General features: G+C 40.0%; 17 protein-coding genes and 1 tRNA gene. 8 read left to right on the top strand and 10 right to left on the bottom strand.

Annotation, left to right across the window (positions count from 1 at the left end; translation table 11 throughout):
• Window positions 1–67: 67 nt before the first annotated feature.
• Window positions 68–5,020: a hypothetical protein gene (locus HOP08_20000; GenBank protein ID NOT77213.1), complete on the top strand. Its 4,953-nt coding sequence runs from the start codon at window positions 68–70 to the stop codon at window positions 5,018–5,020.
• A 20-nt stretch (window positions 5,021–5,040) separates the two neighbouring features.
• Window positions 5,041–5,610, top strand: a complete 570-nt coding sequence (locus HOP08_19995; GenBank protein NOT77212.1) for a hypothetical protein — start codon at window positions 5,041–5,043, stop codon at window positions 5,608–5,610.
• Here HOP08_19995 and HOP08_19990 read toward each other — a convergent pair whose 3' ends face one another.
• From HOP08_19990 to HOP08_19965, 6 genes are all read right to left on the bottom strand, one after another.
• A complete protein-coding gene (locus HOP08_19990; protein NOT77211.1) occupies window positions 5,611–6,147 on the bottom strand; it encodes an NAD(P)H-dependent oxidoreductase in 537 nt (178 codons plus the stop codon).
• Window positions 6,148–6,169: 22 nt separating this feature from the next.
• A complete protein-coding gene (locus HOP08_19985) occupies window positions 6,170–7,291 on the bottom strand; it encodes a hybrid sensor histidine kinase/response regulator (GenBank protein ID NOT77210.1) in 1,122 nt (373 codons plus the stop codon).
• Window positions 7,292–7,313: 22 nt separating this feature from the next.
• Entirely contained in the window at window positions 7,314–7,736 is a 423-nt protein-coding gene (locus HOP08_19980) for a response regulator (protein NOT77209.1), read from the bottom strand.
• Window positions 7,737–8,042: 306 nt separating this feature from the next.
• Complete coding sequence (locus tag HOP08_19975) at window positions 8,043–8,945, bottom strand: alpha/beta hydrolase (protein ID NOT77208.1); 903 nt, start codon at window positions 8,943–8,945, stop codon at window positions 8,043–8,045.
• A gap of 72 nt (window positions 8,946–9,017) precedes the next feature.
• Window positions 9,018–10,076 (bottom strand): winged helix DNA-binding domain-containing protein, encoded by a 1,059-nt coding sequence (locus HOP08_19970; GenBank protein NOT77207.1) that lies wholly within the window; start codon window positions 10,074–10,076, stop codon window positions 9,018–9,020.
• 96 nt (window positions 10,077–10,172) lie between these two features.
• Window positions 10,173–10,640 carry a peptidylprolyl isomerase gene (locus HOP08_19965; protein ID NOT77206.1) on the bottom strand — a complete coding sequence of 156 codons (468 nt, stop codon included), beginning with the start codon at window positions 10,638–10,640 and terminating at the stop codon, window positions 10,173–10,175.
• Between the two features lie 629 nt (window positions 10,641–11,269).
• On the opposite strand from HOP08_19965, the gene HOP08_19960 reads away from it, so the two are divergent.
• Window positions 11,270–11,351, top strand: a tRNA-Leu gene (locus HOP08_19960).
• 63 nt (window positions 11,352–11,414) lie between these two features.
• Here the strand turns inward: HOP08_19960 and HOP08_19955 are convergent.
• On the bottom strand, window positions 11,415–13,013 hold the full coding sequence (locus HOP08_19955) for a recombinase family protein (protein NOT77205.1): 1,599 nt from the start codon (window positions 13,011–13,013) through the stop codon (window positions 11,415–11,417).
• 388 nt (window positions 13,014–13,401) lie between these two features.
• Between HOP08_19955 and HOP08_19950 the strand changes: the two genes are divergently transcribed.
• On the top strand, window positions 13,402–15,132 hold the full coding sequence (locus HOP08_19950; protein ID NOT77204.1) for an RNA-directed DNA polymerase: 1,731 nt from the start codon (window positions 13,402–13,404) through the stop codon (window positions 15,130–15,132).
• 135 nt (window positions 15,133–15,267) lie between these two features.
• On the opposite strand, the gene HOP08_19945 is transcribed toward HOP08_19950, so the two are convergent.
• Window positions 15,268–16,803, bottom strand: a complete 1,536-nt coding sequence (locus tag HOP08_19945) for a hypothetical protein (GenBank protein ID NOT77203.1) — start codon at window positions 16,801–16,803, stop codon at window positions 15,268–15,270.
• A 112-nt stretch (window positions 16,804–16,915) separates the two neighbouring features.
• On the opposite strand from HOP08_19945, the gene HOP08_19940 reads away from it, so the two are divergent.
• The 4 genes from HOP08_19940 to HOP08_19925 all read left to right on the top strand — a co-directional run bounded on the left by HOP08_19940 (window position 16,916) and on the right by HOP08_19925 (window position 21,387).
• Window positions 16,916–17,545, top strand: coding sequence for a hypothetical protein (locus tag HOP08_19940; GenBank protein NOT77202.1), 630 nt, complete (start codon window positions 16,916–16,918; stop codon window positions 17,543–17,545).
• A gap of 11 nt (window positions 17,546–17,556) precedes the next feature.
• Window positions 17,557–18,618, top strand: a complete 1,062-nt coding sequence (locus HOP08_19935; protein ID NOT77201.1) for an ImmA/IrrE family metallo-endopeptidase — start codon at window positions 17,557–17,559, stop codon at window positions 18,616–18,618.
• A 199-nt stretch (window positions 18,619–18,817) separates the two neighbouring features.
• On the top strand, window positions 18,818–19,474 hold the full coding sequence (locus HOP08_19930) for a hypothetical protein (GenBank protein NOT77200.1): 657 nt from the start codon (window positions 18,818–18,820) through the stop codon (window positions 19,472–19,474).
• Between the two features lie 926 nt (window positions 19,475–20,400).
• Window positions 20,401–21,387, top strand: coding sequence for a DUF4868 domain-containing protein (locus HOP08_19925; protein NOT77199.1), 987 nt, complete (start codon window positions 20,401–20,403; stop codon window positions 21,385–21,387).
• 115 nt (window positions 21,388–21,502) lie between these two features.
• Here HOP08_19925 and HOP08_19920 read toward each other — a convergent pair whose 3' ends face one another.
• Both HOP08_19920 and HOP08_19915 read right to left on the bottom strand, forming a co-directional pair.
• Window positions 21,503–21,835, bottom strand: coding sequence for a hypothetical protein (locus HOP08_19920; protein ID NOT77198.1), 333 nt, complete (start codon window positions 21,833–21,835; stop codon window positions 21,503–21,505).
• A gap of 614 nt (window positions 21,836–22,449) precedes the next feature.
• Complete coding sequence (locus HOP08_19915) at window positions 22,450–24,387, bottom strand: AAA family ATPase (protein NOT77197.1); 1,938 nt, start codon at window positions 24,385–24,387, stop codon at window positions 22,450–22,452.
• Window positions 24,388–24,842: the final 455 nt, after the last annotated feature.

Here is a 24,842-nt window from a genome sequence, read left to right as displayed (position 1 = left end):
GCCATTTACATCCTTACGAATTGCTGTATTTACCTTATTTACTGGACTGATTTTAACGGAAACGGCTTTGAAGGGAAAGATTCGGGTTTACACATTATTATGTCTGATGGCAATTGCCGCCTCGCCAGCCATAGCCCAGTTTTCCAATGAATGGATCAACTTCACCCAATCCTACTATAAAATACCCGTTTCTCAGGACGGTATATATAGAATTTCCTATGCTGATCTTCAGGCAGCGGGTGTTCCCATCGGAAGTATAGATCCAAGGAAGATCAATCTCTTTCACCGCGGCAACGAACAATCGATTTTTGTTCAAGGGCAGTCAGATGCTTCTTTTGATCCCGCCGACTTCATAGAATTTTATGGCAGAAGAAATGACGGTACTCTGGATGCCGACCTTTATAAACCTTCTTCCTTACAACCCCATCCATATTATAATTTATTCAGTGATACCACTTCTTATTTCCTTACCTGGAATTCTCTTCCGATACAGGGAAAGCGCATGTCTCTGTTTTCAGAAACCAATAGTTCAAGTTTACCGGTAGAAATCTATCACACCGAAGAACGTCTTCAGGTTTATTCCAATGAATACTCCGGTGGCCTTACAGTCCTTGGTGAAATACAAAGCACTGCCTTTGATCAGGGAGAGGGCTGGACAGGATTGAACATTTGTAAGAATCTTTCAGGATGTACAGGTCAGCGGGACTTTCTTATCGACAATATCGTAAGAGGTGTAACTCCGTCAGGAACACCCCAGCTTGAACTTCTTCTTGCAGGTCGTGATGATGTTAGTCACCAGGTGGAGGTATATGTCGGACCTAATGCAGGCGGCTCACGACTGGTGATCGCTCAAGGTTTTGCCGGGTATGAGACAGTAAAACTTACTTCTTTACTCGACTGGTCGGATATCGGAAGCGATGGAAAGATGATTGTAAGCGTTCGGTTGACATCTACATCACGCGATCAGCTAAGTCTATCGTATGCAAAAGTTAATTTTCCCCAGAGCTTTGACTTCAATGGAGTTTCCTCTAAAACAATAAGTCTTGTTCCCAATGCATCTCAAAGATCATACATTGAAATACAAAATTCTCCAATAGGCGCACGCATCTGGGACATTAGTGATAAGAACAATGTCAGCATGATTGGTACAACTCCCATCTCCGGTGGTACCAGTGCCGTTACACTTTCCGGTAAGAAACTATACATTTCAGGAACCACACTTTCTCCAACGCTTCGCAAAGTCAGTTTCCGATCGTTCTCTCCTTCATTACATGACTACATCATCATTTCAAATCGTTCATTGATGAAGCCAGCCCTCGGTTACGGGGATGCAGTTCAAAGTTATGCAGCGTATCGTGCCTCTTCTGCAGGTGGAGGTTATGATACACTCACGGTTCCTGTGGATCAGCTTTACAATCAGTTTAATTATGGTGAGACTTCTCCGCGGGCGATCTATCAATTCATGAAGTACATGGTGGGTGGTGGCGATCCTAAATTCTTATTCATCATCGGAAAAGGACTGGAAGTCTCTCAGGGATTCTATCGCAAGACTTCATTCTTGCCTGCAGATCTTCGTGACCTTGTACCATCTGCAGGTATGCCAGGAGCTGACATGGCTTTTACGGCCGGACTGGATGGAACTTCATTTGAACCAGCAGTGCCTACCGGGAGACTGACAGCAAGCACACCGGTACAGGTTGCTGCTTACTTAAATAAGATAAAAGAAACAGAAAGTCTTCCCTTCAATGATCTCTGGAGAAAAGACCTGCTGCATCTCAGTGGAGGTATTAATGCCGGTGAGCCAGAAGTTTTCCGGCAGTATGTTGATGGGTTCAAAGCAATTGGTGAATCATTTTATCTTGGTGGGAAAATAGAAACGATCTCGAAGCAAACATTAAATGTTGAGCTTATCAATGTCAAAGACCAGGTAAACAAAGGTCTCGACCTGATTACTTTCTTTGGTCACTCGGGTCCGGGAACAATTGATATTGATATCGGATATGTCAGCGATCCAACATTAGGATACAACAATGCAGGAAAGTATCCCGGATTTCTGATCAATGGATGTAACGCAGGAAGATTTTTTGACAACCGTGTTACTTTCGGAGAAGACTGGATGCTGACTGCTAACAAAGGAGCTAAGTCTTTTATTGCCCACAGCTCATTTGGATTCACAAATACATTAAGACTGTATTCTGATATTTTTTATTCAGTTGCTTTTGGTGATTCAACATTCATAAGAAAAGGAGTGGGAGAAGTTCAGAAGGAAACCGGTAAGAGATATCTTTCTCAGGCAGGTGCCGATCTTACCTCCATCACTCAGGTTCAGCAGATGATGTTGCTGGGAGATCCTGCCGTTGCTCTCTTCGGTGCGCGTAAGCCGGATTATGAAATCAATAGCGGATCGGTCTCAATTGTTTCCATGGATGGAAATCCTGTCACCGCGCGTTCTGATTCATTTGCTATTGACATTCGTGTTCGTAATTTCGGAAGGGCTCAACCGGGTTTGGTTGAAGTGCGCGTGACGAGAACACTGAGTGATAATTCAGTAGTTGTTTATAATTCCCAGGTCGATCCCATTCTTTATACCGATGTAGTGAGGTTTGTCGTGAAGAAGGGTGGAAGCACAGCGGAATCCGGTAGTAACAATTTTGCTATTACCATCGATCCGAACAATCTTATCCCTGAGCTTGATAAGACCAACAACACAACTTCGGTTGGCTATTTTATTCCATTGAATGGAACAAAGAACTTATTCCCTTCCAACTATGCCATCGTCAATACAAGTTCGGTTAATCTGACATTTCAGAACACAGACCTACAGGCAGACACACGATCATTTGCCATTGAGATTGATACTGCCGCTACTTTCGACAGTCCCTATTTAAATCGCAAAGTGATCTCAGGAAAAGTGATTGCAAAAATGCCTTTGACTTTATTAACGGAAGATTCACTGGTGTATTACTGGAGAACAAAAATCAGCAATCCCCAGACCGGAGAAAGCCGTGAGTGGGTGAACTCATCTTTTATCTTTATTCAGAATAGTCCTGAAGGATGGTCACAGTTAAAATTCCCTCAGTTTACGGAAGACGCGCTGGTAGGCCTATCAAGCGATCCTCAAACAAAGCGATATCAGTTTCTTGAAACAATGTCAACGGTTGAGATCAGAGCATTGGGAAGTGCCAACGCTGCACCGTATTCACAAACATCTCTAAAAGTCAATCAGGAAGAGCTTAATGTTTCCACTCAGGAGCAATACTGCCGCAACAATACTCTTAATCTTATTGCGTTCGACAAAAGTTCAACAGCAGCGTATGCCGGGATTCCCTTTGCCAATTTCTTTGATCCCCGTGCATGTGGTCGCGCTCCGCAGATGATCAATAATTTTCTGGCAACAGAACTTGAGACGGGACATCAGGATGATCTTGCGCAGTGGGTGTCCAATGTTCATCCCAGCGACTCGGTTGTGATTTTTTCTATTGGCGATGCGGGCTATGCATCCTGGACGACGGGCATCAAACAACAGTTGAGTTTTCTTGGTGTGGGCACCAATCAATTGAATGGAGTTCAGCCGGGTGAGCCCTTTGTCATTTTTGGAAAGAAAGGATCACCTGCGGGAAGCGCAAGAATTTTCAGGCCTTCGCAGGCACCTGCCAACGCACAGCAAGTCATAGTGAATAAAACTATTACAGGTCGCTATACACAAGGCTCACTATCATCTGTTGTGATCGGTCCCGCGGAAGCATGGTTGCAATTGACGTCACGTGTAGCGGAAGCAACAGCAAACGATCAATACAGTGTGGAGGTAAAAGGTATTAATCTGGCGGGACAGGAAACTATTCTTAAGAATACAACAGCTGGCTCCATTACATTAGCGGATATTGATGCAAGGATCTATCCTTATTTAAGATTGACTCTTAAGACAACCGATGTTGTGGATCTTACTCCATTGCAATTAAAAAAATGGCTTGTAACCTATAAGCCAATGGCGGAGGGAATATTATTGTATAAAGGAGCGAAGCAGCAGGAGATAGTTCAGGAAGGTCAGGAGTGGAAAACCCAATATGCATTCACTAATATCTCTACAAGGAATTTTCTGGATTCATTGCTGGTACAGGTCTCTGTCTTCTCAAGCGCAAAGCGATTGACGCAGCAAAGCTCATTTCGCATTAAGCCTCCTGCCCCTGGAGATACATCAAAGTTCTCAGTTGCTGTAAAGACATCCGGGAAGGCAGGACTCAATGATGTAACTGTCTTTGTCAATCCCAAAGTCCAGCCGGAAATGTATTATGACAACAACCTCCTGCCTTTGTACAGTCATTTGAAAGTGGAGGCGGATACCCGTTCTCCTCTACTGGAAGTCACTATTGATGGAAGACAGGTGATCAATGGCGACATTGTTTCTTCTTCACCGATAATCCTGTCGAAAGTCATTGACAGGAATCAATTCCTTTTCAAGAAGGATACAGTGGGTATTAATTTATTTCTGCAATCCCCATGTGCACTGCAGAATTGTTCATACAAACGAATCAACTTCTCGCAATCAGATGTAAGCTGGAAACCAGCAACGGCAACCAGTGATTTCGAGATCGCATACCATCCAAATAATCTTGCCGCAGGTGAGTATTCATTGAGGGTAGAGGCAGTAGATGCCAGTGGTAATAGAAGCGGAAGCGAGCCTTATGAAGTAACCTTTATTGTCACCGACAAAGTATCCTTTGTGCTTCAGTCAGTTTATCCGAATCCCTCTTCTGATAAATTCAACTTCAGAATATTACTCTCTGGCAATTCGATGCCCGACAATTTTCAATTGAATGTTTATTCAGCAACAGGTACTTTGGTTAAAACTTTTGGTTCCGAGGCGTTGAATGTTATGAACATTGGCACAAACGAAATATCCATGAGTGCTCTTGATAATTCAGGTAGCCTGCTTTCACCGGGGATCTACCTGTTCAGGATCGTAACTTCGATACAAGGGAAGGAGTTTTCAAAGAGCGGCAGACTGGTGCTGATACGCTGATTCTTTTATATTGTTTAACTATGGATCAATTTTTTCATATCCGCATCATCATTGGAATGGTTTTGGGTCTGGGCATTACCCTTATTCTGAAGGGTCTCAGTAAGTTCATTCAGCATCCTGGTCGATATAAAGTGTATAGTGTGCACATCGCCTGGTCGATCTATGTCTTCATGATGCTTACGCATTTCTGGTGGTGGGAATTTCATCTTGCGTATGTTGAGGTGTGGACTTTTACCCATTACGCTTTCGTCATTTTGTATATCGTCATTTATTTTCTTCTCTGTGCGATCCTGTTCCCGGATGATATAGACGACTACCCAGGCTTCAAGGATTATTATTACTCACGTCGTTCATGGTTTTTTGGATTGCTGATACTCATTCTGCTCGTGGATGTTGGCGATACGTGGCTAAAAGGCAAAGAATATCTTGAGCATTTGGGAACAGAGTATTTTTTACGAACTGCTTTTCTTTTGGTGCTAAGCGGACTTGCCATTAAGATCAGATCGGAGCGATTTCACATGGTAGTGGTGGCCATCTTTATCCTGTATGAGATCCTATGGACATTAAGAATGTACATGACCTTACAATAATCAGCTATCAAAGAGACTTATAAATCCCTTCATCATTTTTTCAATGCTCTTACCTGCAATCTCATCAACCGGCATTCCCTCCTGATTGAATTTGCTGCGTGCTCCCTGAATTAATATTGAGGAATCCTCATTCATTTTAGATCCAACAGTAGTCATAATAAGCTTAAGCGATTCAAAAGTCTTTTCTCCGATACCCGATGCCACAATTAATGCTGTAGGTTTATCCAGGAAGACCGTGGTGGAAACCGTCCATTCAATTGCATTCTTCAGTGCGCCCGGGAGACTGAATACATATTCCGGTGTGCAGATGAGAATTCCATCCGCCGCCATGATCTTATCCCGAAACTTTTTTACAAATGGTGACAATGAATCGTCAGCGATGTCAGGATTGAAGTGGGGCAGGTCGGAGATACCCTGATAAAGCTCAAGTTTGAATTCGGATGAGTAGGTTGTTGCAATTCCTTTGAGGATTGCTTCATTGGTTGAGTTGCTGCGCGTGCTGCCGCAGATGGCGAGCACAGATTTTTTGTGGATCATTGTGCGCTAACGCAAATTCCGGTCAGCCAGTTCGTCTGAAGTTGGGAATTGTCAGTGTTACGGAAGTCCCCTTGTTTTTTTCTGAATTCAATTCAATCCTTCCGCCCATCATGTCGATGGTCTCTTTTACAATGTAAAGTCCGAGACCCGACCCGTCGCTTCTTTCGGTAGCGCGGAAGAACATGTCAAAGATATTTTCCTGGTATTTCTTCGATATACCGATACCATTGTCTTCGATAACAATCCTTGCTTCCGATTCATTTTTAAATACTTCTACCTTTACAAATGGATTATCCTTTGTAGCATCATAGTATTTAATTGAGTTGGAAATAAGATTCTGAAGCACAAAGTTCATGCGCATTTTTCCGCAATAGAATGAAGGACCTTCATGAATAACGATGTTCTGACTGATGTTGGTCGCTCCATTGATAAACTTCATGTAATCAAATGTACCCTGAAGGAGGTCTTCAAAGTTGATCTCATCGGGTTCTTCTTCCAGTCGTGCGTTCTTTGAATAGTCAATGATCTGACGAAGGGTAGTATCCAGCTGCGTGATGCTTTTTTCGATCATCTCAAAGTACTGGGGCAGCTCTTCGGTGGTTTTGTTTTCTATCTCCTGACGTGACAGGCGGACCAGTCCCAGAACAGAAAGAAGTGGTGCACGAAGATTATGAGAAGTGCTGTACACAAATCTGTCAAGCTCCTGGTTCAGCTTTTTCAGTTCCTGATTCTGAAGCATCAGTGAATGATTGGCAATGGCCCTTTCACGCTCCGCCTTTTTTTTGTTGATAGCATTATTAATAGCAGAAGGAAGTCGTGCGAGATTGGACTTTAAAATGTAATCGTCAGCGCCAAGATGAAGAGAGGAGACTGCAAACTCTTCTGATACCGCTCCCGTAACCAGGATAAAGGGAGTCATGGATGATTTTTCCTTGAAGATGCGGAGTGCTTCACTGGAGTTAAACTGGGGTAATGCGTGATCGGACAGAACAATATCCGGCTGGAAAGAATCAATGCTTCTGATAAAATCTTCTTTTGAATCCACACGCAGGGATTCAAATCTTATTCCTGCTTTTTGTAAAACACGCTGTATTAAAAGTGAGTCCTCTTCAACATCCTCCAGCATCAATATCTTCAGTTCCATATCCATCCTTACTATCTCGTCTTTATTTCTTCACTGGCGGTTGATTTAAGACCAGCCAAAAAAGTCCCACCTCAGTAACTGCTTTTACAAATTGATCAAAATCCACAGGCTTTACGATATATGCATTTACTCCAAGCTGATATGATTTGATGATATCGCTTTCTTCTTTGGAAGAGGTAAGCATCACTACTGGTATGATCTTTCTTTTCTCATCTGCCTGTAATCTTCTTAGTACATCAAGACCATCCACCTTTGGCATTTTAAGATCAAGGAGAATGAGGCGGGGCATCTGATTTGCTTCATTAAAGAGATAGTCTAATGCCTCCTGACCATCCTCAAGATGTAACAACCGGTTAGCCAGATTGTTTTTCTTGAGCGCGCGAATGGCAAGATTTGCGTCATCAATACTATCTTCTACCAAAAGAATTTCAACGGCATTGTTCATTCTACTATGTTGTAAAGCGGTTTTGTATCAATTTGATAACGTTCACATCATAAAATTCAATAGAATCTTATCGAATCTTACATCTGTACTTTTTGAAAAATTCTTTGCAGACAGAAGAGTAGAATTTTCAAAAGTATCTATAGAATCCTTTAGTTATTCTAAAGAATTCTATAGACAAATATTGAAGTGTAGGCTTGAGGTATTAGGAAGTTACTGTTATAAAAGAGTATTGTCTAGTTTTCACCAAACTATTTAAATGTATTTGTGAAAAATGCCTGATTAAACGTTATGATCGGTTTTGATCAATCAGGTGTTCATAATCCGCCCAATGATCGAGATTGCTTCTTTCGATGTCTCAATGCCGTGACCCGTTTGTTTCAGAACAAATACCTCCTTCAGGTTCTTAATGCACTTCGTGGCATGATCGATTGATTTCTGATAAGGAAATAGCAGATCGTTTTCACCTTCCAGTAAATAAACATCTGAAGAAACCTTGCTCAGCTCCGACAAAGGCATTTGATAAGGTTTTTGAGCCTTATCTATGAATCGCGTCAGAGCCATCATTTCGTAATCGAGAATGAGCTCTTCAGAATCCGTCGAAAGCTGGTGATTCGGTTTACAGAACACGGCGGCGTCCAGGAATGTCTTCACATTCTTTCTTGATGGGAACAGGATTGGCAGCATATTATAATAAAGATTCTTCAGCGAAAGCGAGAAGGGCTGAAGGCATCCGGGATTCAGCATGATAGCTTTCTCTACTTTTTCAGGAGCTACTATGCAAAGTTTCATGCACACGAGCCCGCCGAACGATGCTCCCGCCACTACTGCTTTTGTTAATCCCAGCTTTGTGATCACCTCGCTTGCCCATAGTCCATAATCATTGGATTTGATGTCAGGGGTATTGCCATCACTCAGGGAAGGTTGTCCATTCGTATCTACTAAAAAGATGCGATAGTTTTTCTGTAAAGGTTCAAGCGCATTGTCAAAATCCCAGAATAAGCTGCAGGTACGGAAACCCGGAAAAATGACCAATGGTTTAAGATCTTTTTTATCTCCGCTAAGGCTCCAGACCACGGTCTTGCCAAGCGAAGTCTCCAGATCAATGCGACCATATTTCTTATTGTTAACCTTTTCGAGTCTCACGACCCAGTTTTCGAAGTACTTTGAATCTTCAGGGGTTTTGAAAGAACAGGTGCTGTGGATCTGCATTCGGAAATTTTGGAGAGTATACGGAGAGAGGACAAAGAAGTTGAGAACCTATCAAGAGTTATAACCTGATTCTCACGCTTCCAGATTGTCTCCCAGAAACAGGCGATACTTTTTTTCTGCCTCAAGAAGATTGCGTTGATTCTCTTTTGACAATGAACTGAATGGAAAGGAATTAATAGTCAAAGCCTTTTTAGTGACGGTGCGATTCCAGGTGCCTTCGATCTTTCCGTTGATGATGATCATGCGGTTGAATATTGGATTACCGCGACTGATCTGTTTGGCAAATTTTTCTTTGTTGAAGATATCACTTCGTCCACGATAGCTCATTCCATATTCATCGTAGTCGGGCATGAGGAACGTAGAATCACTCGTTGCCATGGAATAATCTCTTTTATAAAAGATGAATTCCCGATCGTTGATCTTCTCATGGATGAACTTTTTATCCAAAGAAGCAATACCATTGCGTGCATCTTTAGCAGTAAGTCCCGACCAGACAGCAAAATCCTGAACCGTAGCAGGCCCGCGACTCTTGAAGTACCGGTGCGTGAGTTCATTCAGGGCTTCTTCCCTTGATATAGATTTTACAGGTGGGACACGTTCCTCAAGCAAAGCATATGTGAATTGTTTGCCGACTCTCGGCCCACTGCAGATGACGCCTTCCATCTCTGCGTGCATGAGCATGTAGCTCAACAGGAATTCATCTGTTGGTATTTTAGCTTTTTCGAGAGCTGCCTTCAGAACATTTCTCTCCAGGTGATTCCCACCCTGAAGCATTTTGGTAAAGATGTCAGCGCTGCGATTGAAGATCTTATCGGTGAGCTCTGACTTGCGAAACATGAAAGCGCTTACTGCATAGACTCTGTCTTTTGTTAACGCTAGCATCCACCGGATGTCGGCAGGTGAGACGAAGTGCCAGGTAGGACGGAGAAGATGGGTTCGTAAGATGTGACCTTTGTTAAATGCCTTTTCAACGTCAGCATCTTTTGTGCCGGGTAATCGCAAACCGATTGCCCATTTGGCCATTGCATATTCCTGCGCCTGCATGGCTCCCAGATATGATACAATATCCTGAGGCTTCTTAAGCTTGTGATGGGAGATATGTTGATTAAGAAGACGGTAGGGGATGATCATTTCTAAAATTAAAGAAAGGAATAAACGTTCTATCAACTCATCAGAAAAAAATAAAGGCCAGAGACTGGCCTTTAAAATAATTGGATCAATATTGTTTTAGTGCGCGCCTCCCGGACCATGCACATGTCCATGAGCGATCTCATCTTCAGAGGCATCACGAACTTCCATGACTTCAACATCAAAGTTCAGTTCAACACCGGCAAGGGGATGATTGGCATCTACCGTTACAGAATCAAGAGATATCTCTGTAACAGTAACCACGGCACCACTGTCAGTCTGGAACTGCATTCCTTTTTCAACTTTCTCGCCCTGAAATGCTGAACGTGGAACTTTTTGCATCATCTTATCATCCCGCACACCATATCCTTTTTCGGGTGATATTTTAAGCTTCAGCTTCTTTCCTTTCTCCTGGCCCTCGAGCCCTTCTTCCATTCCTGGGATAAGATTCCCTTCGCCATGGAGGTAATACAATGGCTCACGCCCTTCACTGCTGTCAAGTACTTTTCCTTTGTTGTCAGTCAGTGTGTAGTGGATCGCAGCCACCTTGTGTTTTGATATTTTCATTGGGTTAGTAAATGTTTGTTTCTCACGGCTGATCTTTCTGTGGCAGTCCTGGGAAAGTTTTTAATGAATAATAATTAAGATCAGAAAGGTAGGAATTCAACTTCAAAAACCATTCCCTGACCCATTTATTTCGGGCTGATCTTCTTTAACGTCTTGTCTAGCGACATTCCTTCCACTTCATAGGTGTCCGTATGATTCAGGGAACATTTTCCCTAAGGATATGCTTTTGCTTGTTGAGTTCAAGTAAAAATCTGTAAGACATCCATGAAAGGATAATTAACTTCACGCCATTCAATGCATAGTGTGTTACATTGGGATTGGTATAAGAATTTTCCTTTGTAACCCTTACCAGTACAGAAATAATTTCCTTCCGTCTGAAAATTCATAATGACCGAAGGTGAATAGACTATTTCTGAAAAACATCTCCCATCAGGTTGGTAAGCTGAGCGATGAGGCCACAGATGGAAATTATAATTGCTGCGTAGAAGATCTTCATGGGTAGAGTAGGTTAGGTAGATATAAAGCAAGTTTGATGTGGATAATTGCGTTATGGCGCTTGTGGGAAAATCAAACTTTCGGCATATTTGCAGCCCCGTTCCAGTTGCTGAATATGAGCAACCGAAGCAGAAGCCCAAATGGCGGAACTGGTAGACGCGCACGACTCAAAATCGTGTACCGTAAGGTGTGCCGGTTCGATTCCGGCTTTGGGTACTCAAGGTAAAAAGAGCGAAGAAATTCTTCGCTCTTTTTCTTTTGTAACAATCTGAAAGAGAATCAGCTACAAGGAATTTTATTAGTTCGATAAATCTGCAGCATTTTATCTGCTTTTTTTGCTAAACCTGATAATTGAATTGATTTCTGACTTTCAGGGTTCGATTCGTCTACGGGCCGGATCGATTGCATACCCTCAATGATCACTTCCAAGCTATCTGTGTCCCGATGATATCGCAATCCATCAGGGAAGACGATGTCAGCAAGTTTCCTTTTACCGAAACATGTCAAAGAGTTCCAAAGGCTTGCAAGGCTAAGGCATTCCCCCACAGCCTTGTCAAGAAACAAAGATGAATTCCGGAATTCAAGTGAGGTCATCATCAGGTGATTTTCGAGTTCCTGTTTCTCTCTTTGCAATTTCGACAAGGTTAAGTTGAAGACTTTCAGATCAACATATCCAAGATCATTGGACTCCTGGAGTAATTTGATTTCCTTAACTACTTTACGGTGATGCGATTTGAGTTTAATAGAAACTATTTTTTCAGTTGTAGTTAAGGTTTCACAGGTCTTTTTGAAATTACTTTTCAATGGATCAAGGAAGTGGTCTTTCAAAGGATATGTTTGAAGGAACTCTTCAAATAGTTTGTGAATAAAATTAGCGTTGCGATTGTTGCAACATGCCATCGTTTGACATTTATAATACGACAAGCGTTTCTTTTTTATCAGATATCCAGTCATGCTGATTCCGCATTTTCCGCACTTTAAAAATTGCCTTAACGGCATGACTTCCGTTTTGGCATGCTTGAAGCCCTTAGGTATTGTTTGCATTACATAGTTGACTTTTAAGAACACCTCTTCGGAGATCAAAGCTTCGTGCTTGCCTTTTATGATCTTTCCGTCTAGCAATTTGTGAGATATGTAACCGCAATAGAATGGGTTCCTTAGCATATCTGTTAATACCTTATTTGAGACTTTGAATCCCTTTGATGCCATTTGTCGGGATATCTCAGTATTAGATATGGTGTTGGAGGCCTTTAAAATAAAGATCTGTGCGACAGACTCTGCGTTTTCATCAAGTTCAATTGGTTTATCTCTTCTCTCCGTGCGACGATATCCTAGTGGCGGCCTACCCATCCACTCGCCTCGGTGCAGTTTTGCCTTCATTCCGACCATGCATTTTTCCCTACGCAAGTCATTATCGTACTGACTGAAAATAAAATGAATGCTCTCCTGAAGTTTGCCGGAATAACTGTCTGTATCAATTTGCTGTGCAACGGATAGGATGGAGATCCCATTTCGTTTCAGTTCTGAGGAAATAAAAATTGCATTGCCGCCAGTTCGACTAAAGCGATCCAGGCTGTATACAAGAATGAAAGCCACTTTTTCTTTATGAGCCTTAATGTAATTCATCATTCGATTGAATTCTTTGCGCTCGTCCGTTTTAGCACTTTCATACGTTCCTCCGTAGAAGCCGATAACATTAAGGTCATGGCTAAGCGTGTATTGTAGGCATTGCTTCTTCTGTGTTTCCAGACTTTGATTGTTGAGAGCCTGTTCCTTTGTTGATACTCGCGTGTAAATAATTGTATTGCGGGTTTGTTTTCTGTGGCGATTTGCGTCGACGGGTCTGAGATTTTTAATCAACTCAACAGTAATGCTCATATGAATAAATGGTTGGTTTATCCGGGCAAGCTAAGAGTATTCGCGAACTGAAAATTCATTCAATAGTGCGGATTGACTAGATTATAAATGTGTGTGTGCTGAGTTATTAAGATGGAATATCCAGCCTCGATAATTTTCTCTCCTTCAAACTTATGGTGGTACTGAAAAATCTTAAATTCAACGGAGTTTTATTTCAACAAAAGTGTAAATTGAAGTCAATTCAATCGGACTTTGTGGGGTGGGTGCTCTAAAAACTATTGAATTTTGGTGTTGTTCTCGCGGCAATTATGAAAATGTGAGGATCATTCAGTGCTACGCTCATCGATTCCTTATACGCGTTGCTACTTGCACTTAAAGATGAATATCGTGAGCACCCACTTTCCCAAAGATGACACCAGAAGAAATTAAAGAATTAACGGACAGATTTTTAGCAATTAAAACGCCGAGACAATTGGCTAAAGTATTGGATGTGGAATTCAAAATTTTGACATACTACTTATACAAGGTCCCGGAACTTAAAAAATATAATGAGTTCGATATTCGAAAGCGAAATGGAAATGCAAGAAGAATTATCGCACCAATAGGTGGGATTAAGCGAATTCAAAGGTCTTTAAATTTCATTCTCCAAACTTTATATCCAACCAAGAAGGCTGTACACGGGTTTACTCTTGGCAAGAGTATCAAGACGAATGCCTTAGCTCACGTAAAGAAAAATCTCATTATTAATATTGATATTAAAGATTTTTTTCCGTCGATACATTTTGGACGAGTGATGGGTTTAATGATGGCTAGACCGTTCAATTTTAATGAACCACTAGCAAGAGTAATTGCACAAATTTGCTGTCATAAAGCCTCCTTACCGCAAGGTGCCCCAACATCACCAATAATTTCCAATTTCATTTGTAGAAAAATAGATAATGCTTTTCTAAGACTAACAAGTTACAACCGATGCACCTATTCGAGATATGCAGATGATATTACAATATCAACTAATCAGAAGAAGTGGCCTACAGAAATTGCAAGGATTGAAAATGGAAAGGTGCTATTAAGTAATATTATTCAAGGAATTTTTCATAGTAATGGATTCTTGATAAATGAAGATAAGACTAGACATGCGACGAGGGTAAACAGACAGGAGGTTACTGGCCTTGTCGTAAATGAATCCATTAACATTAATAGAAAATATTATCAGCATGTTAGGGCCATGATTCACGCAGTTGAAAAATATGGTATAACTCTCGCTGCAAATGAACACTTTTTGAAGTATAATATTAAAAGTAAAGAACCCGATAATATTGAACTTTCCTTTCAGAATGAATTAGTGGGAAAACTTGGTTTTATTGGATTTATCAAGGGAAAGGAAAATTCGACTTATAAAAAATTAGCGGCCAGAATTAACACCGCTGAGCCTGGTATTCGACTTAAGATCGTTCAAAATGAAATTGATGAAGCAGCAAATCCAATAATTTTTGGTGAAGGTAAAACAGATTGGCGTCATTTAAGTAAGGCCTTAACTAAATTGAAAAAAGAGGGAATGTTCAAATCGTTGTTCCTCAGATTCAACAGGTATGAAAACCTTGAGATTAATAACGAACAATTATTAGACATATGTAAATCCTTGCCTAAAGGTGAGCCATCAAAAAAGATAGTTATTTGTCTTTTTGATAGAGACACCAAAAAGATTAATAATGCGGTTGTAGAAAACGGAAAAGACTTTAAATCTTGGGGTAATAATGTTTTTTCCCTGCTGATGCCAATACCAGTACATCGGAAATTTGATGAAATCTGTATTGAGCATTATTACCTTGATACAGAATTGAAAAGAACCGATCATGATGGGAGAAGGATATTTACATCTGACGAATTCGACAAGGTTACAGGAATTCATAAACAAGAAAATCTTCAATATCCATATATCGGATATCTTCAACCAAATTTCCCCAGGATTATCGATTCCCATGTGCGCAATGATATAGGGCAGAACGTAGCCTTAAGCAAAAACAATTTCTCAAATAATATTTTGAATGATGTACCGCTTTTTGATGACTTCACCTTTAGTCATTTTAAAATAATCTTTGATAGAATTGAAGAAATAATCACATCTCACCCAGTTGGTTGATTTAATTCGAGGCTGTTAGGATGTACTTATGCAAATAAAGCGTGCTTTTTGAGAGGGCATTGCAGTCTCAAATGCACAAAAGATTGCTTTTTTATTCAATCTCGGGTTTCATGACGATCAAACTCCCTTAAAAACTCATTTTCCGGAATACCAAGTTTTGTAAGTTCCCGACGTAAGGCTTTCCCAAGCTTTTCTAAGTCGTCCGCAAGCGCGATGTTCTTCTTCGAAATGATATGCCAGTCTTCCGATATCAGGATCTCCAGTAATTCTTTCGAGAACAATGGCAATTGATTGTCCATCTTCTTCTCGAGCAAGCGCTTCATATCTTTCCTTAAGACGGTCAAGTTCTTTTCGAGTTCTCGTAGGTTCGAATCTGAGATTGTCTTCTTTCTCTCGAAATCGTGCTCTAAGTTCTTTTTTTCCAGTCTGTAAGCGTTCAATATTTCGTTCTTCGGCTTCGATATCTCGTTCAATTTGTTGCGCTTCTCTTTCAAGTAGCTGTTGGACTTCTCTCGTTCGTTGTTCAGAAGGCTTTCTATTGCTTCGTCGTTCTTTGTCGATTCTTGTTGCAATGTCATTTTCTGCTTCAGCAAATTTTTCTCTCTTGCGGCGATATCGTTCCTCCAACCTTTCATGGAGTTTGTCAAGGCGGAGGCTTTTTGAAGACAGATCTGTTCGGCTTCGATCAACCTCTGATGTTTCAGGTTCAAACTCGACCTCGATACGTTCCGTGATTGTTCTTCGAATTTCCTGCTCATCTCGTTCAAGTTTGATTCTTGCATTTGCAGCTCCCCCAATAGCATCGTTAAGTGCTCTCGAAGCTGCTGTGTGCGATTCTGATTCCAGGCATTTGTTAATCGCTCGTACAAGGTTTCCAATTTGGTTCGTTCTGCATCGGGTAGATTCTTCAAGAAATTCGCTTTGGTGCTCATCAAGTTCTCGTACTGGTTCACCAGGCTTTGGGGAAATTGGTAGTTTGTAGGTAGTTCGCTCATATTCTTTATTAAAAATCCATTTCGTGCTATTAGTTCTCTGAAAGACGGCTTGGATGGCTGCCTGAGATTCGGTTGGTATGCGGACTTGGACTGCATCAATTCCGATGGCACTCAGGTATGCACGTTCGTCGTCGGTTTTAGGTTTATATTTTTCAACCAATTCAATGAGAAGAATTGCGTTTTCGGCTTGATCAAAGAAAACGATGTCTGCTTTGAAAACCTCTTTTAGAAATGGTGTGTGTTGTTTGTGTGACCATCCAATACTTAAATTTTGATCCTCATAAAAATACACCGCTGCCTCAATTTTATAAGCGTTAATCGTCTGTGGACTACGAATGCGGTTTGGCGCTCCTTCAACACCTGGCGGCGGTTGCTTGAAGACCGAGGGCACTTTGATTGACTTCGTTCGTGCCAATATTTCCTTGGCAATCTTGTTTCGCTCCTTGGGATCTGAATATGTGCATCTGGCCTTCCACTGCACGTCTTTGGCATAGTGACGAAAGAAAGGTCTCTTCTTAGTGCATTTTACAGCAACCATTGCAGTCTTACAGTCCTCGCATGGGCAGAGATAATCATGGAGCCCACTTTGCGCATCTGTAATGTCAATTCTATTCCCGGCCTTGTCTAGCGCAAAAGCACTACGCCGATTGCTACGATTATTTGGCTCTATTACCATCAAACCTTTCTTTTTAGGGTGAATTCGGCCTATCGAATTGTTTTCAAAGCAAAGGAAGAATAATATTTGGAATAAAAAATGTTAAAAAGGAAAATTTTTTTAACTTTGAAACATGGCATTAATGTTAACACAAGAGGAGGTCAGCACGATTGGAGGCGACCACTTCAGCAGAATCGCGTCAGTCATCGAAGGCGCATTTGAAGATTATCAACGGTCGCTTAGCAGTATTAGCGCAGCGGGCATTCGGACAGATTTAAGAATTCGAACTGCTGCTTCTTTAGTTCACGACATGATCTCGTCGCGTTCAAAGCTTGAGTTCTCAAGCGAGGCAAGGATAAAAGTTGGTGAGTTTAACGGCATCTTTGGGATGGTTATAGACCGGAGAATTTTTGTCCGTTTCAAAAAACTAAATTCAGAACTCAAGACTTCTAATATTCCGACACAGCAAGCCCAGGGTTTTATCAAACAACAGTTGGAGCTTCCGGGATTTGGCAAGCTAACGCTATTGACTGCTGGGTATCTTCTAAGTCCCACAGGAACAGCCATTCGTAACATTTATCTGACGTGCAGACGTGGAAATGATATAATTTGGCATCGTGATCTAAGGGGTGGCGAAAGTGGATCAATACCACTATTTGGACCGGATCTTTCACCAAATGACAGGCCGAAAGTACCAACAGAGCGTCCACCGCTTGTAGTTCTTAAAGGTGGTAAAAATGATTCTTCACAAACAGGAAGTTGATAGACAGATTAATGACCATTAATTCTGAAATGATTAGGCTCGCGCGTGAGTCCCGCGGGCTGAGTCAGGCTGAGCTATGCGACAAGTTGCAAGTTGCGCAAGGCACTATCTCGAAAATCGAGAATAAGCTTATTGATTGTTCAGCAGATCTTGCTGAATTGATAGCGACTAAACTTGAGTACCCGCTGACTTTTTTTTACCGTACTGAGCTTATCTTTCCCGCTAGTATGCACTACTATCGCCGAAAGCTCACCCTCGGAAAAAAGATATTGAATAAAGCCGAGGCGCGAATGAACATTCTTCGGATGGGTATTGAGCAATTGCTTAACGAAGTGGAGATTCCGGAGCAGTCATTTGGGCGATGGGATGTGGAGCATCTTGGTAGTCCAACAATGGGAGCACGCTTCCTGCGCGAGTCGTGGCGATTGCCGAAAGGGCGTATCGATAATATCACCTCATTATTGGAGCAAAAAGGTATTATCATCTTTCATTTTGATTTTGGCAGCGATAAGTTAGATGGTCTAAGTTTTTATACACAAAAAGGCCACCCAATCATTTTCGTGAATAGAACTCTGCCGGGAGATCGACTTCGCTTGACGATTGCCCATGAGCTTGGACATCTTTACATGCACATAGGGCAGCCAGTTTCTTTGGATCGTGATGTTGAAGCTGAGGCTTACGAATTTGGAAGTGAATTTTTGGTTCCTATAGATGAATTCAGCGCAACAGTCACGATAATTGATTTAAAATTTCTCGCTGACCAAAAGAGGTATTGGAAGGTCGCAATGTCAGCTTTAGTTGTAAAGGCTCGAAAGAATAATATAATAACAGAGAACCAAGCGAAATACCTTTATTCCCAATTGTCTGCACTCGGATATAGAAAAAGCGAACCAGTTGAATTAGCGATTGAAAAAGAGCATCCCACGCTGATTAAAAATGTGATGGATCTTTATCGCAAGGAGCTAGGCTATTCTCCTGAGCAACTCGCTGCAACCGTTCATATGAGTATGAAGGATTTTGATGTTGAATTTGATACACATCCTTTTGGTCTTCGGTTGCTGCGGCGCAATTAAAGTATACGCGAATTTCCATGTTCCGGCTCAAATTGTCTTTGATTAAAGATTGTATTTTGATGTTAGCGGGTACCATAGGAATGTTTTTAATAAAAGAAAGTCTCATCAATATTGACGTCTAGCTATGGCAAGTAAGTCTCAATCAGAGTTAGAAGAAACCCTCTCCAGGTTATACCTGCGACTGAATGGATACATTTCAATGAATTATTTAATTCATTCTGAGAAACATGGGCGACTTACCTCAGAACTCGATATTATAGGCATTCGGTTTCCCTTCCACTCTCAAAAAGATCGAAAGGTAGAAACAAGCCCTTTTTTAGAAGCCAGCTTGGATCGCATTGAAGTAATGATCGCTGATGTAAAGGGAGGTGAAATAATGAAGTTCAACGAAGCACTTACAAAGGAATTGGTCGGCGTCCAAAAGATGCTTTCCTGGATTGGAATTTTTACGGAAGAGGAGTTGGTAAAGTATGATTCTATTATCCAGAATGAGCTTATTGCCGTTAGTGAGAAACCGATCGATAGGTTTCGTTTTCTGGATATTGATTTGAAGAGTGGTCGCTATCGAATCAAGTTTATTATTATTAACGTAAATGCTGAAATGTCAAAACCCGGCGAGTTAAAATATTTGCATGGCGAGGAGGTTTTAAGTTATTGTTGGGAGTGCTTGCGACTAAATGAGGTAGTGGATACCTGTTCTCGGAGATATAATTATGAAAATTGGGGTAATGAATATGAAGGAATAGTGCGATATTTTAAAAGCCGTGAAGAAAATCATGGTACGATTAAGGCATTTTATGATCACTTCAAGTCAGAGCGCCTTGACCCCGACGTCGCCTCAGCTATGAGCACCTGAAATTTATCTAAAGGTTCCTTTTAGATAAACTATAGGAACCTTTAGTTTATTCGTCTGACTTGGATGAAATAGTAATAAAAGGGTTATTGGCGTGTAATGTTTCCGGTTTTTACTTGAGTTTAATTTCCCTTTCGCTACCTTGTACATGGACGATACGAAACTCCCCAAGTCTTGAGTCTTCCTGCCTTTATTATCACCGTTTTAAGTACTATCATCGTTTTTTCAGAGCAGAGTGTTTCTGTGAAACACCGTTCGAAGACTTTTTATTAGAACATTGATCTCAAATACAGGTTGCTTTTAGACATGCTACGCAGCGCTTTTTTAAGAAAGAAAATTTGATAAACAACGTAGTGGATGTGGCAAAAAATTGAACTTTATATTATTTCACTTGTCTTCTTGTTTCTGCTTATTGGGCTGAACCAAGTTCCAGTTTGCTATGGCCGAAATTGTGATTTTTTAGGATTTAAGGAAATACTTTTTGAGTGGCCCCCGATTATCTTATTCTGTTCTATAGGTGTGGGGTTATCGATTATTTTTTATTTCAATTTTAGGTATCGTATTGTTAAAGGAGCAACACTTCCAGCTGAAAAAATTAAGGCAATTAGTAGTTTGAATTATGAGAATCTGACTTTTCTAGCAACGTATATTATACCACTGGTATGCTTTGACTTGGATTTTCATTTAACCACGAATAGAAATTTCGTGATGTTAATATTTGTGTTAATTCTGATTGGTTGGATTTATGTTAAGACAAACATCTTCTACACGAATCCTACGTTGGCCGTTCTTAACTTTAAAATATACAGAATAACAACTGACGGTCGAAGTGACATTATCGTGATATCAAGGGATCGGCTTGATGTTGGGAACCAAATTCTGTTGAATAAGATGGATGATAAAATATTTTTTGCTTCAAAATACAAATAATGAAAAACTTTGCTGCACTACATAAGAAAATATTGGAAGGGAAGCCTCCCTACCTCACGATGTACTTTGTTTTTAAAAATGAGGAGACACCGTTTACTCCAATCATTCGACTTGTTGATATAGATAAATCAGTAAGAGAGGATCTGGCGACTAAATTTACTTTATTCTTGGCGGGTTATTCCGATAGGGATCTTTCAGTAGGTAATGTGAGTACGGCGGATGAACGACATTATGATGCATTCATATTTGACATTGCACTTGTGTCGCCTCTGGAGCAGTTGGAGGAACTTTTAAACAAGCCGGACGTGGATAAATATGAATATTCTAAAGACGGAAAGAGGAAGCTCGATGGCTACATTTTTATCATGGGTAATGACAAAGTGAAATTCTCTTTCTACAAGGAGCATTACCCAATGGACGCAATAAGGCGAGATACCTACGCAATATTTGGAAGAAGTGGATCAAGATTCGTTTCTGTGCCGGATGAAGAAATTTTTAAGTTAAACAGTAAGATCGATTTCTTGCTTTACGATAAGGTTTTGTACGTTCTTAACGAAAAGGTAATGGAATCAAACTTTAAAATTCACAACGTTTTGAAGAAGAAGGCTGAAAAGGTTGTCGATGTGTTGAATAAAATGTCACTGGTTGAAAATCCTGAATACTTAAATCAGTTGATTAGCGAAAAGCCGGCATTTGCACGTAAGGTTCTTCGCGTAAATGCAGATTCTCCAGTAATTAAGTTACCGTTTAAGGATATTAAGAATTTTATTACGCGGCACCCTCACTTAAACGGTAAGTTAACCTATAATAAGAAAGGGGACAGGATTAAGCTGGATACTAAGGTCTCAGCCACATTGTTTGTTAAATTAATGGATGATGATTTTCTTAAATCTGAACTATCCCAACAGCTTTACAGTAGTATTTCGAAGGATCGGTTGGTGGATACGGCAAACACTGACAAAACCGCGTCTGGTTCCAAAAAATAGAAGAATTGCAGAATGTTTTCCCTATAAAGATTGAATTTATAAAAACGCTCCTTAAAGGAGTTATCGCTATCGATGTCTTTTGGCCATAAGGTGGTTAAACCCAAACAATATTTTGTCAATCTTTTTTTATCAATCCTATTTGACAAGCTATATCGCTTATAAACTTTGACATAGGTCGTTTGTGAATGTCTTTTTCATCTGTGTAGGTACCAGTTAGTAGCCGGTTTACTATACTTTTGTCCTGAAACATTTTTGGAAGTGAATTTGCCAGCATTTCCTTGTAAGCATCGTTGTAGGATACTGCCTTTAAAATTAACTCCGCAACTACATCTTTCTGGGTGTCATAGATTTTCTGAATAGCAAATAGGGAATCAAATGATTCAATTCCCTTGGTTGGGGGTGGTTCAGTAAATTTGAATTCGATGTCCTCCAGGTTCCGGGTTAACATGTACTTTGCCTGACAGCCGGTTGCTAATTTAAAATGAAATGGTGATGGATTGGCTTCCGTGTTTGAGTAAAGGTTGAATTTAATTTGTTTTACACCTTTAACGTTATTGCAGTTAGCGCATACTGGATAAAGATTAAATAGAGAGATGCTGAAACACGGGTATTTGATTTTTGGAAGATAGTGGTCAACTTGAAATTTAGCTTGCAGTTGCTTTTTTTTCCGCTCGATGGTGACGGTGAGTTGTGAGTTGCAGTACACGCATGATTTAATTCCGACTTTCTGAAAATATTTCGGATAGAAAACTGTCCGTAATGAAGAATATCCTAGCCTAGAAATTATTTCATCTCTGAATATCTTTTTCGACTTCGCCTTCATTTTGATGGGGTCGATGATTCTGTCAAAATCATTCTTATATTTATTCAAATCACTATTATTGGCGGTAATTAAATTGACACCCAGTGATTTGATGTGTTTTACATATTCGATTTCGTCGGGATTGATAAGGGTTACTGATAAATTATCCAGACTTGCGACGATTTCCTTGTGATATTTTGAAATATCTTCTTGAAGTAAGAAGATTATCTCATCTATATTTTTATTTGGGATTGAGATCATTATTCAGGAAGATTTCTTTTTAAATTTTCTAATCTGCTGACTTCTTCGTTAATACTTGACTTTGTTTGAAGATAGGCATCAGCGTATAGGTCGTTCAGACCAGTGCGTATCAGAGGTTCGCCAATAATATCGATCAGTTTTCTAATTTCGAGTTTTTTTTGAAGATCTATGGGGAGATTAGGATTTCTAGACTTGATTATTTTTGTCAAAAATGAATGTGCCATCTTTATTTTTGATTTGGCGAATTCTCCCATGTATCCGTCTGAATCTAGGAAAAAGCTATTGGACAAGAGATCGTGAATATTTCCTCCAAAAGTGTTGGTGACTGGGTATCGCTGAATTGCTTTTTGATTTAAAAGATCAAGATATAATGTATTCTGTTCTGGGATATCTGATAAGACAAAAGGGGAATGTGTAATAAAGATAAAGTTTATTGAGTTGATCAATTTGAATTTGGCTGCGGCAAGGCTATCGATTAAATCTTTAATAAAACGACGCTGAAGATCGGGGTGGTAATAAAGTTCTATCTCATCAAATATTATGTTAATATTTTTGTATTTAATTAATTCGTTTTGATGGTCTATAGTTTCTTGATTTTTCAAAACTGACTCAATATTCTTTAAATGATAAATTACCGAAGCTAATGCGTAAGTTTTTTGTTTTTCGCCGGAGCTTAATTTTGAGAAGAGGTTTTCTGGTTGCGAAAATTCAATGTCGACCGAAAGGAATGAAGGGGGTGCTAACTCTAAAGCATCAATACCGTTGTTCTTTTCAATCTCTGAAATCGTTGAAGAGAGCTTGCTAACATTCAATGAAAAGACTTCTTTGTCCTTTGGCAGTGCATCGAAACGAAGAAAATTTATAGCTTGTTTTAATTTAAAGGTTATGTGGCTCTTATCGGCCCTCAATGCTTTAAGGTATTTGATCATTAAGGCGTTTGTTCCTCTATTTTTATAGCCCCTGTATTTCAAGTAATGTTTGTATTTGGCAATGATTGAATGGAGTTTTCTGAGAATGTATTCTTTGGCGTACTTGTTAAGAAGGTTATCAGCCGGGATGAATGTCGGATCGTTATAAAATACTTCATAAATACTGGGAAACACATATGACTTCACTCCGTTTGTGAGTACTAAAGAAATCTTTTTTGATTTCTTGTTAACCTGAAATTTGTCATAATTTAAAGAGAAATGAAGTTTGGTTGGAGTCTTTGGAGAACTTCGGAAGAAGAAACTTTTAACTTTAGGCTCTAAAATATTCACGAGCATACGTGACTTTACTAAATGATTTTCGATGTTTATATCGATGTTTCCCTCATCGCGGAAAGGGTTCAGAACAATCGGCGTTTGATATGCGTCGTTTTTATGGAAAATGGCCTTAATCCAAGGCCCGAGATCATTCTCATTTAATGCATAATGCGAATAATTAACAACGATATTGTAGAAGAGGTGTTCTAGTATTTTCTTTGAATCAACTCTTTTTTCTTCGTCAAAACCAATGAATGACTTTTTGAATTTATAGAGTGTATTTATGCCTGACTTTTGCTCAAGTTTGAAGATGTCTTCATTGTTTGTGAAGTAGATTGCTATGTTTATATTCTCTTCGAACTTGTATAAGAGACCGTTTTCATCCTTTTTAGGTAATAATCTTTGTTGTTTTGCAATATTGTAAAATGCGACATAAAGCAATTCGACTAAGCTGCTTTTACCCGATCCATTTTTTCCGACGATTGCTGATATGTTTATTTTTAACTTTCCTAGATCATATAATCGAGGTGGTTCTTCTTTTAGGGTTATTTTCTCAATTCCATTTTCGTCCTGTGTAATCTGATAATTATTGAATAAATAATATGGTTTGTTTGTGCTTAATATTTTAAGGAAATACTTATTGCATCCTTGGAGTGGAGTGATGGCAATAATTTTAAAGCCGGTGTTATTCATTTGGACGAAAGGTTAAGGAGGAAATGGTTTATGAAAAGTTTTGATATCAATCCGACTCGGCGGTTTATGCATACTAGTTAGTTCTAAGCGGTTTGTAGCGAATCATTTTTTATTATGGAGCCCTAAAGAATCGCTCATTAAAGCAACAAAAAATACCATTAAATTCTTTATTTGTCTGAGTAAGTTTTCATGATTAGTATATTTAGCTATAGTTCAAACGTAGAACTTTTCCATCCTGGCTATAAAATTAGCAGCCATGGTTCTGGTTTCATTTTAATAGCGATTAAAATTAGGCCAGTGAATTTGATCCATGCCCAAAGTAATGTCCTGACTAAATCTTGCGCTAAAATAACTCCCAAAGTGTTAACAGCTTTGTAAATTCAGATTTACGTAGCCATATATTTGAATAAATATTCGTCGACGTGCACACTAATTGATTCAAAGGGTCGCTTTGG

This window comes from Cyclobacteriaceae bacterium, from assembly GCA_013141055.1.
GTDB lineage: Bacteria > Bacteroidota > Bacteroidia > Cytophagales > Cyclobacteriaceae > ELB16-189.
The sequence above is the reverse complement of the archived record's forward strand: the minus strand, read 5'-3'. Positions and strand labels throughout refer to the sequence as shown.